The organism is Sphingomonas yunnanensis, assembly GCF_019898765.1.
Lineage (GTDB): Bacteria > Pseudomonadota > Alphaproteobacteria > Sphingomonadales > Sphingomonadaceae > Sphingomonas > Sphingomonas yunnanensis.
On sequence record NZ_JAIOKB010000010.1, the window covers coordinates 94,177 to 106,781 of the forward strand.

Below are 12,605 nucleotides of genomic sequence, written 5' to 3' on the forward strand. Positions count from 1 at the left end.
AACCGCCGTGGCTTTCCCGCGACGTCCCCCAACTGGACCCCGGCGTCCGCCGGGCAGGCACGTAAGAGGATCGGGGATCCGGCGATCGCAGCGGGCTCGCACACCAGCGGTATACGACGTGCCACCTCTCCCACGCCGCGCCGCATCAGAACACCCGCGACAGCCGCAGCGAGATGCGCGGCCGGCGATTGCCGGTGTCGAACCGGTCGGCGTTGAGCGGGAAGGCGACCTCGACCATGCCGTCGAGCCGCCCCGCGCCGGCGCGCACGCCCAGGCCGGTCGAGGCGAGCGTGCCGCCGCCGAAGCCGTCGCGCAGGTTGGTGACGCGGCCCCCGTCGACGAAGGCGTAGCCCTGCGCGCGGTCGATCACGCCGGGCAGCACGCGCCCCGCGTCGGCGCGGAGCTCGGCCGAGGCCATCGCGCCCTGGTCACCGGTGCGCTCGGCATAGTCATAGCCGCGCGCGAAACCGGGGCCGCCGAGCCCGATCTCGGCGGTGGCGAGGAGCGGGCGCGAGGCGAGCTGCGCCGCGCCCGCCAGTACCGCGCTGAACGGCCCGCCGAGCCGGCGCGTATAGTCCATCTGCCACGTCGCCAGCACGAAGCGCGCGTCGCCGTCGGCGCGCGACAGCAGCGCGTCGCCGGCGTGACTCACCCCGGCGAGCGGCAGCCCGATCACGCCGGCGAGCTCGCCGCGCAGCGTGCCGCCGGCGACGCTCGCCTGGCCGTTGAGCGAGGCGGTCGCGGTGGCGAGGCGGTCGCGCCGCAGCCGCGCGCCCCGGAGCGTCTGGGTCACCGTCACCGCGCGCAGCTCGGCAGTGCCCCACAGGCTGCGTGCGCGGGTGCGCACCAGTGCGCGCGTGTAGCTCACCGACAGGTCGCCGCTGCGCCCCACCACGTCGAGCGGCGCCAGCGCCGCGCCGGGGTTGGAGCGCGCGATCGAGCCCGCCACCGCCAGCACCGACCCGACCGAGTCGACCGGTGCGGCGTAGCGCGCGCGCAGGAAGGCGAACTCGCTCGGCTCGAACGGGGTCTGCGCCACGATCAGCGCGAGCTCGTCGCCGTCGCCCGCGAGCCCCCGCAGGCTCGCGAGCAGGGTGGAGCGCACGGGGCCGACCTCGGCGCTGCCGCGATTGTCGATCTGCGCGTAGGCGCTGGCGCGGTCGCTCGCGATCGTCACCAGCAGGATCCCGAACCCGTCCTGGCGGACGTAGCGGGTGTCGCTCACGCGCACGCCGGGGACGTCGCCGACCAGCAGCAGCGCGCGCTCGAGCATCTTCTGCGTCACCGCGCCGCGCCCGGTGAGCGCGTGGACCAGCAGCGTGTCGGCGGCCTCGCTGCGCGCGCCGATCACGCGCACCGCGTCGATCCGGCCGAGCTCCACCTCCACCGCGAGCACCCCGTCCGCCATCGGCTGCGTCGCGACCGAGGCGGTGGCGAAGGGATAGCCGCGCGCGCGCACCGCGCCCGCCACCTGTCCCGCGAGCGTCGCCAGCGCGGCGCGGTCGAGCGCGCGGCCGATCACCTGGGTCACCGCGGCGGCATAGGCCGAGTCGGGCACGCCCTCGGCGCCGCGCACGCGCACCGCGCGGACGGGCGGGGTCAGCGCCGCGCCCGCGGCGGCGCGGCTGGCGGCGTCGACCTCGGTCGGCCGCGCGTGCTCGGGCTGCTCGAGCGAGGGGCGCGGCAGCGCGCGCGCCGCGATCGTCGGGTCGGCGCGGTCGAGCGCGGTCTGTGCCGCCGCCGGCGTGAGCGCCAGCGCGGCACTGCCCAGCAGCGTCAGACGGATCGTGGAAGTAGCTCGCATGCGGACGCCCCTGTTGTCGCGACGCGGCCTAGGCGGGGGCGGGTTCCGATTTGGTTACTTCGATCGCGGCATTTCATTAACCACCCGCTCTAAGTTGTTCGCAACGCTCTCCTTCTACTCGGCTGAATCGGTTCGCCTGGCGGGCCAAGGGAGATTCACATGCGTAAGCCGATCCTGGCGCTGCTCGCCGCCTCCACTGCTGGTCTGGCTCTGCCCGCGGCCGCCGGGCCGGTCGGCTGGCGAATCAGCGAGGCGATGGGCGACGTGCAGGTGACGCGCTCGGGCGTGTCGAAGGTCGCCACGCGCGGCAGCGCGATCGCGGCGGGGGACACCGTGACGACTGCCAAGGGCGCGCGCGCGGTGCTGGTGCGCGGCACCGAGTTCATGCTGGTCGCGCCGGGCTCGCGGCTGACGCTGCCCGCCGCGACCGAGACCAAGGGGATGACTCGGATCGTCGAGGAGTTCGGCGACGTCGTCTTCATGATCAAGAAGAAGATAACGCCGCATTTCGAGGTGCAGACGCCGTACCTCGCCGCGGTGGTGAAGGGGACGACCTTCAGCGTCAGCGTCGGCGGCGCGGGCAGCGCGTTGCAGGTGATCGAGGGCGCGGTCGAGGTCGCCACCAGCGACGGGGGCGCGCACGACCTGCTCACCCCGGGCGCGGTGGCGCAGGTCGGCGCCGACGACCGCTTCCGCATGGCGATCGAGCGCGACGGCGTACGTCGCGTGATCGAGTCGCCGGCGCGGCCGAAGGAGGCGCCGGTGCCCGCGCTCGCGGTCGCGGTGGAGACCGCCGCGGCACCCGAGCCGGCTCCCGCCCCCGCTCCCGCGACGGCCGGCGAGGCGGCGCCGGCGTCGCTCGCCGCCGCTACCCCCGCGGTCGCGACGGAGCCGGCGGTGGCGAGCGCCGCGCCGGCGGCCGCGGCGCCGACGGTGATCGCGGTGAGCGAGACGGTCTATGCCGCGCCGGTCGCGCTGGCGGACACCACCGGCGGGCTCGTCCAGGGCACCACCGCGGCGGCGGGCGGCGCCAGCGCGGCGCTCGCGGCAGTGGCGAGCGCGACTCGCACCGCGGCCGAGGCCTCGACCACGACGGTCAAGGCGGTCGAGGTCGCCACCGAGATCGCGGCGGCGCGCACCGAGCAGGCGGTGGCCAGCGCGGCGGCCGAGAGGAGCGCGGCCCAGGCTACCGCCTCGGCGGCGGCCAAGGCGGCGGCCGAGCAGGCCGCGACCGCGGCAGCGCAGCAGGCCCAGGCGACCCAGGCGGCGGCCGCAGCCTCCTCGCTGGCGGCGGCGCAGGCGGGTGCCGAGCAGGAGCAGGCCGCGGCGGCGCGCGTGGCGGCGATGGCGCAGGCCGAGGCGAGCGCCAAGGCCGCCCAGGACGCGCTCGCGGCGCAGCAGCAGCTCGCCGCGAGCCAGGCGTCCGAGGCGGAGGCGCAGGCGCGCGCCGCGGCCGAGGCGGCCGCGGCGAGCGCCGCGCAGGCCCAGGCGGAGGCCAATGCCGCGACGATGGCGCAGGCGGCGGAGGCGGCGCGCCAGGCGGCCGCGGCGGCGGAGTCAGCCGCCGAGGCGCAGCAGGGCGCTGATCCGGCCGCGCGCGCGGTGGCGGCGCAGGCGGTCGCGGCGGCACAGGCACAGGCCGCGCAGGCCCAGTCGGCCGCTCAGGCGGCGTCGCAGGGAGCGAGCAACGCCGCCGTCGCGGCGGCGCGGGCTGCGGGTGACAAGGCGGCGCGCGACGCCGCCAAGGCGCTGACCGACGCCGCTGTGCAGAAGGCGGCGCAGGATGCGGCGAAGGCCGCCGAGCAGGCCCAGAAGGCAGCCGACCAGGCTGCCAAGGCCGCCGCCGACAAGGCCGCCAAGGATGCCGAGAAGGCCGCCAAGGACGCCGACAAGGCCGCGAAGGATCAGGAGAAAACGCTGAAGGAAGCCGCCGATCAGGCCGCCAAGGCCGCGGCCGACGCCGCCAAGGAGCAGGAGAAGACTGCCAAGGACGCGCAGAAGGCCGCCGACGACGCTGCCAAGGCGGCGCAGAAGGCGGCGGACGATGCCGCCAAGAAGCCGCTTCCCGGCCCGCTCGATCCGATCAAGCAGGTGGTCGACCTGTTTCTGCCGAAGAAGCCCTGACGGTCGGCCATTGCACCCTCGCCGGGCGCGCGACATGAAGGCGCGTCGCACCGGGAGAGAGTGAATGCGTCTGAACGCCGCGCTGTTGTTGACGTCGACCCTCGCGCTGGTCGCCGCCGCGCCCGCGCCGCAGGCCGCCCCGCCCGCGGCGCCCGCGGCCGCGACCCAGGCGGTCGACCGCGCGCTGCTCGCCTTCCTCGACCAGGCGTTCGACGAACAGCTCGCGCTCAGCCCCGAGGGCCAGACCCAGCTCGGGCTGAAGACCGGCGAGGACCGGCTCGACGACTACACCGACGCCGCGCAGGTGCGCGCGCGCGACCTCGCCGAGCGCCAGCTCGCCGAGCTGCACCGGCGCTTTCGTCCCGAGCAGCTCGGCGAGTCGGCGCGGGTGAGCTACCGCCTGTTCGAGGAGCAGGTGGCGCGCGACCGCGCCTCGTTCCGCTTTCGCCAGCTGCGCTTCCCGGTCTCGACCAACGGCAGCCCGGCGGGCGCGATCCCGGTGCTGTTGATCAACAACCACCGCGTCGATACCGTCGCCGACGCGCGCGCCTACATCGCGCGGCTGCGCGACACCGAGCGCGTGATGCGCGAGGTCGCCGCGACGATGCGCGCGCAGGCGGCCAAGGGGATCATCCCCAACCAGGTCAATTTCGCCCCGGCGCGCGCGGACGCGCTCAAGGTCGTCACCGGCGCGCCGTTCGACGCCGGCCCCGACTCCACGCTGCTCGCCGACTTCCGCAAGAAGGTTACCGCGCTCGATGCCCCGGCCGCGACCAAGGCGCAGCTGCTCGCCGACACCACCGCCGCGCTCAAGGGCCCGTTCCGCCAGGGCTATGCCGTGCTGATCGCGGCGCTGGACGAGATCGCGCCCAGGGCGACGGGCAATTACGGCGCGTGGCACCTGCCGGACGGCGCGGCCTATTACGCCGACCGATTGCGCGAATCGACCACCACCGATCTCAGCGCCGAGCAGATCCACCAGCTCGGGCTCCAGCAGGTGGCGGCGATCCGCGGCGAGATGGAGGCCGTCAAGCGCCAGGTCGGCTTCACCGGCACGCTGGAGCAGTTCTTCGACAAGGTCCGCACCGACCCGTCGCTCAAATATCCCAACACCGCGGCAGGCCGCGAGCAGTATCTCGGCGACGCGCGCGCGGTGATCGCGGGGGTGATGGCGGCGGCGCCGGGCTACTTCCGCGTGCTCCCCAAGGCGCCGCTGGAGGTGCGCGCGGTCGAGAAGTGGCGCGAGGGAACCGCCTCCACCGCTTTCTACAACCCGCCCTCGGCGGACGGCACGCGGCCGGGCATCTATTACGTCAATCTGGTCGACATGAACCAGACGCAGAAGGTGCAGGTCGACGGTATCGCCGCGCACGAGGGAGCGCCGGGGCACCATTTCCAGATCGCGCGCCAGCAGGAGCTGGCCGACCTGCCCAAGTTCCGCAAGTTCGGCGGCTACGGCGCCTATATGGAGGGCTGGGGGCTCTATTCGGAGCGGCTGGCCGACGAGATGGGCGTGTACAAGACGCCATACGATCGCTTCGGCATGCTGTCGCTGCAGGTGTGGCGCGCGATCCGGCTGGTGCTCGACACCGGCATCCATTCCAAGAGATGGACGCGCGATCAGGCGATCGCCTATTTCCGCGCCAACAGCTCGGTGTCGGACACCGACATCGCGCGCGAGGTCGACCGTTATTTCAACTGGCCGGGGCAGGCGACCAGCTACATGGTCGGCGAGCTCAAGATCGCCGAGCTGCGCGCGCGCGCCGAGCGCGAACTCGGGCCGAGGTTCGACATCCGCGACTTCCACGAGGCGGTACTGAGCCAGGGTGCGCTGCCGCTCGGCGTGTTGGAGGAGCAGGTCGCCCGCTATATCGCGGCGAAGAAGGGGTAAGCGGCCGGGCGCCCCATTCGCGCTTGACTGCGCCGCGGCCCGGAGGCACCCGGCGGGGATCGCGGGCGACCGTCCGCCCGCGCCCGGAGGAGTGAGCCCGTGCGAGTCGCCATCGCCACTGACCATGCCGGCTTCGCGCTCAAGCAGGAGCTCAGGGCCTGGCTCAACGAGCAGGGCCACGCCGTCATCGATCTCGGCACCGACGGTACCGCCAGCGTCGACTATCCCGACTACGGCCGCATCCTCGCCGAGGCGCTCGCCTCGGGCCGGGCCGAGCGCGGCATCGCTCTGTGCGGGTCGGGCATCGGCATCATGATCGCGGCCAACCGCAACCCGGCCGTGCGCTGCGCCTTGGTGTCGGAACCTTACTCCGCCGCGCTCGCGCGCAGCCACAATGACGCCAACGCGATCGCGCTCGGCGCGCGGCTGGTCGGCCTCGACATGGCCAAGCAATGCGTCGCCACCTTCCTCGCGACCGATTTCCTCGGCGGGCGCCACGCCGCCCGCGTCGACATGCTCAAGGAGCCCGTATGAGCACCAACCCCGCCCACCAGCTCAGCACTGCGCCCGACGGCTTCTTCGACCGCGGCCTCGCCGAGGCCGATCCCGCGGTGTTCGCCGGGGTCGAGCATGAGCTGACCCGCGAACAGACCCAGATCGAGCTGATCGCGAGCGAGAATATCGTCAGCCGCGCGGTGCTCGAGGCGCAGGGCTCGGTGTTCACCAACAAATACGCGGAAGGCTATCCGGGCAAGCGCTATTACCAGGGCTGCCACCCGTCGGACGAGGTCGAGCAGCTCGCGATCGATCGCGCCAAGCAGCTGTTCGGCTGCGGCTTCGTCAACGTCCAGCCGCACTCGGGGGCGCAGGCCAACGGCGCGGTGATGCTCGCGCTGGCCAAGCCGGGCGACACCATCCTGGGGCTCAGCCTCGACGCCGGCGGCCATCTCACCCATGGCGCGCGCGCGGCGTTGAGCGGCAAGTGGTTCAACGCGGTGCAGTACGGCGTCGACGCACAGACGCATCTGATCGACTATGACGCGGTCGAGCGGCTCGCCGCCGAGCATAAGCCGCGCGTCATCATCGCTGGCGGCTCGGCCTATCCCCGCCACATCGATTTCGCGCGCTTCCGCGCGATCGCCGACCAGGTCGGCGCGACCTTCATGGTCGACATGGCGCATTTCGCCGGGCTGGTCGCGGGCGGGGTGCACCCGACCCCGTTCGGCCACGCGCATGTCGTCACCACCACCACGCACAAGACGCTGCGCGGCCCGCGCGGCGGCATGATCCTCACCGACGACGAGGCCATCGCCAAGAAGATCAACTCGGCGGTGTTCCCGGGGCTGCAGGGCGGCCCGCTGATGCACGTCATCGCCGCCAAGGCGGTGGCGTTCGGCGAGGCGCTGCGCCCCGAGTTCCGCGGCTATGCCGCCGCGGTGGTGGAGAATGCCAAGGTGCTGGCGGCGACGCTCAAGGAGCGCGGCGCCGACCTCGTCTCGGGCGGCACCGACACGCACCTGGCGCTGGTCGACCTCAGCCCGCTGGGCGTCACCGGCCGCGACGCCGACGAGGCGCTGGAGCGCGCGGGTATCACCTGCAACAAGAACGGCATCCCCAACGATCCTTTGCCACCGGTCAAGACCAGCGGCATCCGCGTCGGCTCGCCCGCGGGCACGACTCGCGGCTTCGGCACGGGCGAGTTCCGCGAGATCGGCAACATGGTCGCCGACGTGCTCGACGGCCTCGCGCAGAAGGGCGAGGCGGGGGACCCGCAGGTCGAGGCGAGCGTTCGGGACCGCGTGCGTGCGCTGTGCGCGCGCTTCCCGATCTACCAATAGGAGGTTCGCCGATGGCGTCGATCGACGAGAAGGCCCGCGAGGTGCAGAGCAACGTCAAGGGCACGCCCGGTCTGGGCAAGAGCATGGCCAAGTGGAGCGCGCTGGGCGCGGTGGTGGCGATCCCGGTGCCGATCGTCGGGCCGGTGTTCGGCGCGATCGCGGGTGCCGTCTATGCGTATCGCAAGGGCACCAAGAACCGCGGCCTGTGAGGGTCGGGTCGTCGGACGGGTGAAGGACTGAGATGCGCTGCCCGTTCTGCGGCCATGACGCGAGCCAGGTGAAGGACAGCCGCCCCACCGACGACGGGGCGGCGATCCGACGCCGGCGCCAGTGCGAGGGCTGCGCCGCGCGCTTCACCACCTTCGAGCGGATCCAGCTGCGCGAGCTGACCGTGGTCAAGAGCGAGCACCGCCGCGAGCCGTTCGACCGCGAGAAATTGCTCCGCTCTATCGCGATCGCGGCGCGCAAGCGCCCGGTCGAGTCGATCCAGCTCGAGAAACTGGTGAGCGGGATCCAGCGCCAGCTCGAGACCAGCGGCGAGGCCGAGGTCTCGGCCAAGCGCATCGGCGAGATGGTGATGGAGGGGCTCAAGGGGCTCGACTCGGTCGCCTATATCCGCTTCGCCAGCGTCTACCGCGACTTCAGCGAGGCACGCGACTTCGAGGAGTTCGCCGGCAGCGTCGAGGAGGCGGGGCGCGAGGGGTGAGTGGATCGGCCATCGATCCGTTTCGCTGGGGGCCGAGCGAACTTAGGCCTGGAACCGCGGTCGCTGCCAGGGACGCACTGCCAAGTGCTTCGAGACGCCGCTTCGACGAGCTGAGCGGCTCCTCAGCACGAGCGGATCTCATCGAAGAAGGTCGCCAAAACCTCCGTTCGCGCTGAGGAGAGGCTGAGCTTGCCGAAGCCTCGTCTCGAAGCGCCTCACCGCGAACGCCACCGCGCTTGCCTGAGCCCTGCGCCGGCCACATAGCGCGGCGATGAGCTTTTTCGCCTACCTGCTCCGCTGTGCCGACGGCAGCTACTACGCGGGCCACACCGACGACCTTGAGGGCCGCATCGCCCAGCATCAGACGGGCGAGCTGCCGAGCTGCACGCGGGAGCGACGCCCCGTCACACTGGTCTGGTCCCAAGACTTCCCGGGCCGCGACGAAGCGCTCGCCGCCGAACAGCAGATCAAAGGTTGGTCGCGTGCCAAGAAGGAGGCGCTCATCGCGGGGGACTGGCAGTCGATCCGTCGACTGGGACGGCGGTCAGTCCTTCGAGACGAGGCTTCGACAGGTTCAGCCTCCCCTCAGGGCGAACGGTGGCATGGCGCGCCGTCGCCCGCCCCGCCGCCCGTCATCGTCCTCGTCCGCCCGCAGCTCGGCGAGAATATCGGCAAGGCCGCGCGCGCCATGCTCAATTTCGGGCTGACCGAGCTGCGCCTGGTCGCGCCGCGCGACGGCTGGCCCAATCCCCAGGCCGGCCCCGCCGCCTCGGGTGCCGACGTCGTGCTCGAGCGGGCGCTCGTGTATGACAGCGTCGCCGAGGCGGTCGCCGACTGCGCCGACGTCTATGCCACGACGGTGCGCAAGCGCGGGGTCACCAAGCCCGTCGTCACCCCCGAGGCCGCCGCCCGCGCGATCCACGCCGGCGCGGGCCGGTCGGCGATCCTGTTCGGCCCGGAGCGATCGGGGCTTGAGACCGACGACGTCGCGGTGGCGCGAACGATCGTCACCGTCCCGATCAACCCCGCATTCGGCAGCCTCAACCTGGCACAGGCAGTGATCCTGGTCGCCTATGAATGGTCGAAAGGCGAGGCGCTCGCCAGCCCGCCCGAGACCGAGCTCGCCCCGCCCGCGCCGCAGCAGGAGCTGGACGGCATGATCGCGCAGCTCGACGCGCTGCTCGACGAGGCGGGCTATTTCTTCCCGCTCGATCGCGCGCCCGCGACGCGGCGCATGCTGCGGACGATGCTGACCAAGCCTGGCTGGAACAGCCAGGAGGTCCGCACGATGCGCGGCGTGCTCTCCGCGTTGGCGCCGCGCCCGCCGCGCGGCTGAACGCTCCGCTTAGTCGATCCGCGGGCTCTCCGGTCGCCCGCTCAGATAGGCCGAGGCGGGCACGTGGAAGGGGAAGCCCGCCGCGGCGACTCGGTTGAGGATCAGCTGCATCGAGCCGTGACGCGCCTCGCACGCCATCGCGCTGGCACGCTCGAGCCAGGCGGGATCGACCAAGGTGCCCGAGCGCGTGCGCATCAGCGGCCCGCTCGGCCCCGTCATCGCGGCGATGCGGCGGCGCACCGTGGTGTCGGGCAGGGACAGCGCGCGCGCGATCGCCGCGACTCGGACCGCGTGGCTCTGGCGGAAGGTCGCGCCGCTCTCTCCGCGTGCCGCCAGCGTGCCGCCCTCGGCGGCGAAGCGCTGCGTGTTGGCATGGAGGATCGCGGAGAAGATCGCGGTGTCGACCGCCTCGGGGAAGAGATTACGATTCTGATCGACCAGCGCGAGCACGAGGTCGAGCACCGCGCAGACGCCGTCGATCTCGGTGAAGTGGCCGACCGAGCGCATCGCCGGCAGCTCGATCGCGCCCGCCGCGACGGCATCGGCCACGAAGCGGACGAAACAATCGTGGGCGTAGTGCAACTTCGCCCTGATGAAGCGGCTACGCCAGAAGCGCGGCGAGATCGTGACACCGGCGTCGATCCGGTGACACAGCCCCGAATCAATCAGTGCGGCGATGTGACGCCGCACCGTCTCGAACGGCCGCCCCAGCGACAAGGCGGCCGAGTGGATCGAGATCGCGCCGTCGCGCTCGGGCTTGGTCAGCGCGGTGCGCATCAGCAGCGCCAGGACGAGGAAGCGATCGACGTTGCCGCGCAGCGGCCGCAACACCGCGACATTGATGCCCGTGTGCAGCTCGGCGATCAATCGCACCCGCTGGTGGATGGGCAGCGATAATCGAACGCTGGTATGAGCCGGCGAGATGTCTGCCTGACGTCGCGCGGCTGTCGCATAGTTCGGCACCGTGCAGGTCCTTTCACTTCCAGTAACCATCGCCGTCAAGACAATCATTCTCAGAATAAGACAAACGGCCGCCGACGATCCCCAATGGTTGCGTGAACTCCCCGTTCAGCCCGCGCCACCCGCCGACTCCGCGATGCCTTTTTCAGCGGAATGAGTACATTATACGGTAGAAGACGATGATCGCACAGGTGCCGTTTACCCGAAATGGTTGGTAGATGATCTTTCCGTCACATAGCATTCAGCTTGTGAGGGCGCCTGCGGTAACGTTGCGAGAATGCGCCTCACCTTGTTTGTGCGCCATTTCATATCCCGCTGTCTGATCGGAAGCAGTATGATGGTTGATAACCATCAGCGCTCACGATCACGTCGCCGGATGGGCGAGGACGGCCGCGTGCGCCGTCTCACCGCGCAGCGCCGCGTCGAGTCGCGCCCGGTCGAGCTTGTTCTCCCACCGCGCCACCACGATCGCCGCGACCGCGTTGCCGACGAAGTTGGTCAGGCTGCGGCACTCGCTCATGAAGCGATCGACGCCGAGGATCAGTGCCATGCCCGCGACCGGCACCGTCGGCACGATCGACAGCGTCGCGGCCAGCGTGATGAAGCCCGCGCCGGTCACCCCCGCCGCACCCTTGGACGAGAGCATCGCCACCGCGAGCAGCAGCAGCTGCTGGCCGAGCGTGAGGTCGACGTTGCACGCCTGCGCGATGAACAGAGCGGCCAAGGTCATGTAGATGTTGGTGCCGTCGAGGTTGAACGAATAGCCCGTCGGCACGACCAGCCCGACGACGCCGCGATCGCACCCCGCCGCCTCCAGCTTGGTCAGCAGCCCCGGCAGCGCCGGCTCGGACGAGGAGGTGCCGAGCACCAGCAGCAGTTCGCCCTTGAGGTAGGCGATCAGCCGCAGGATCGAGAAGCCGTGCAGCCGCGCCACCACGCCCAGCACGCCGAACACGAAGATCAGTGAGGTGGCGTAGAAGGTCAGCACCAGCCCGCCGAGGTTGACCAGGCTGCCCGCGCCATATTTGCCGACGGTGAAGGCGATCGCGCCGAACGCGCCGATCGGCGCCGCGCGCATCAGGATCGCGACGACCTTGAAGACGACGAGGTTGAGCCGCTCGACCAGCTCGAGCACCGGCCGCGCCGGCTCGCCGACCAGGCTGATCGACACGCCGAACAGGATCGCCACCAGCAGCACCTGCAGGATATTGTCCTGCGCGAGCGCGGAGACGAGCGTCGTCGGGATGATCGCGAGCAGGAAGCCGATCAGCGAGGTCTCGTGCGCCTTGGCGGCATAGTCCTTCACCGCGCCGGTATCGAGCGTGGCGGGATCGACGTTCATGCCCGCGCCGGGCTGGACGACATTGGCCACGATCAGCCCGACGATCAGCGCCAGCGTCGAGAAGAACAGGAAGTAGCCGAACGCCTTGAGCGCGATCCGCCCGGCCGAGCGGAGCTCGCTCAACCCCGCGATGCCGCTCACCAGGGTGAGGAAGATCACCGGCGCGATCACCATCTTCACCAGCTTGATGAAGGCATCGCCCAGCGGCTTGAGCGCGGCGCCGAGCGTCGGGTGGAAATGGCCGAGCAGCGCGCCGGCGACGATCGCGATCAGCACCTGGACGTAGAGATGCTGGTAGAAGGGACGCGGCGCGGCGGGCGGCGCGGCGGCGGGGATGACGGTCATGGGCCTCTCCTGCGTCCGGCGGTCGGACGTCGTGTCATCCTAGGATACGCGCGTCCGCCGATCGCGCCAGCACCGCCGCCGCACCCCCCGAAAGTCGCGGAAATGCTGGGCAGCCACGCTCGCGCGGACGCCGTCGCGGTGACCCGGCGTGCGGATTTCCGCCGCGCCACCGACTGGTCCGTGCCGAAGTTCGCGCGCCGCGGCGGGTCGGCGCGGTCGCGGCCGCGCGCAACGTCGCGCGCGCCGACGAGTTGTCCCG

General features: G+C 71.7%; 10 protein-coding genes. 7 read left to right on the forward strand and 3 right to left on the reverse strand.

Annotation, left to right across the window (positions count from 1 at the left end; translation table 11 throughout):
- Positions 1–145 precede the first annotated feature (145 nt).
- On the reverse strand, positions 146–1,804 hold the full coding sequence (locus K7957_RS19285) for a ShlB/FhaC/HecB family hemolysin secretion/activation protein (protein ID WP_223014373.1): 1,659 nt from the start codon (positions 1,802–1,804) through the stop codon (positions 146–148).
- A 159-nt stretch (positions 1,805–1,963) separates the two neighbouring features.
- Here K7957_RS19285 and K7957_RS19290 point away from each other — a divergent pair, with 159 nt between their 5' ends.
- The 7 genes from K7957_RS19290 to K7957_RS19320 all read left to right on the forward strand — a co-directional run bounded on the left by K7957_RS19290 (position 1,964) and on the right by K7957_RS19320 (position 9,699).
- Positions 1,964–3,928 (forward strand): FecR domain-containing protein, encoded by a 1,965-nt coding sequence (locus tag K7957_RS19290; RefSeq protein WP_223014375.1) that lies wholly within the window; start codon positions 1,964–1,966, stop codon positions 3,926–3,928.
- 64 nt (positions 3,929–3,992) lie between these two features.
- Positions 3,993–5,819, forward strand: a complete 1,827-nt coding sequence (locus K7957_RS19295) for a DUF885 domain-containing protein (RefSeq protein ID WP_223014377.1) — start codon at positions 3,993–3,995, stop codon at positions 5,817–5,819.
- Positions 5,820–5,918: 99 nt separating this feature from the next.
- Complete coding sequence (rpiB, locus tag K7957_RS19300; RefSeq protein WP_223014379.1) at positions 5,919–6,353, forward strand: ribose 5-phosphate isomerase B; 435 nt, start codon at positions 5,919–5,921, stop codon at positions 6,351–6,353.
- Positions 6,350–7,657, forward strand: coding sequence for a serine hydroxymethyltransferase (gene glyA, locus K7957_RS19305; RefSeq protein WP_223014381.1), 1,308 nt, complete (start codon positions 6,350–6,352; stop codon positions 7,655–7,657). The genes rpiB and glyA overlap by 4 nt, the downstream gene beginning before the upstream one ends.
- Positions 7,658–7,668: 11 nt before the next feature.
- Positions 7,669–7,866, forward strand: coding sequence for a hypothetical protein (locus tag K7957_RS19310; RefSeq protein ID WP_223014383.1), 198 nt, complete (start codon positions 7,669–7,671; stop codon positions 7,864–7,866).
- A 32-nt stretch (positions 7,867–7,898) separates the two neighbouring features.
- Positions 7,899–8,363, forward strand: a complete 465-nt coding sequence (nrdR, locus tag K7957_RS19315) for a transcriptional regulator NrdR (RefSeq protein WP_223014385.1) — start codon at positions 7,899–7,901, stop codon at positions 8,361–8,363.
- Between the two features lie 271 nt (positions 8,364–8,634).
- On the forward strand, positions 8,635–9,699 hold the full coding sequence (locus K7957_RS19320; protein WP_223014387.1) for a TrmH family RNA methyltransferase: 1,065 nt from the start codon (positions 8,635–8,637) through the stop codon (positions 9,697–9,699).
- 9 nt (positions 9,700–9,708) lie between these two features.
- Here K7957_RS19320 and K7957_RS19325 read toward each other — a convergent pair whose 3' ends face one another.
- Positions 9,709–10,572: a hypothetical protein gene (locus K7957_RS19325; RefSeq protein WP_223014389.1), complete on the reverse strand. Its 864-nt coding sequence runs from the start codon at positions 10,570–10,572 to the stop codon at positions 9,709–9,711.
- 451 nt (positions 10,573–11,023) lie between these two features.
- Positions 11,024–12,346, reverse strand: a complete 1,323-nt coding sequence (locus K7957_RS19330) for a dicarboxylate/amino acid:cation symporter (RefSeq protein ID WP_223014391.1) — start codon at positions 12,344–12,346, stop codon at positions 11,024–11,026.
- Between the last annotated feature and the right edge of the window lie 259 nt (positions 12,347–12,605).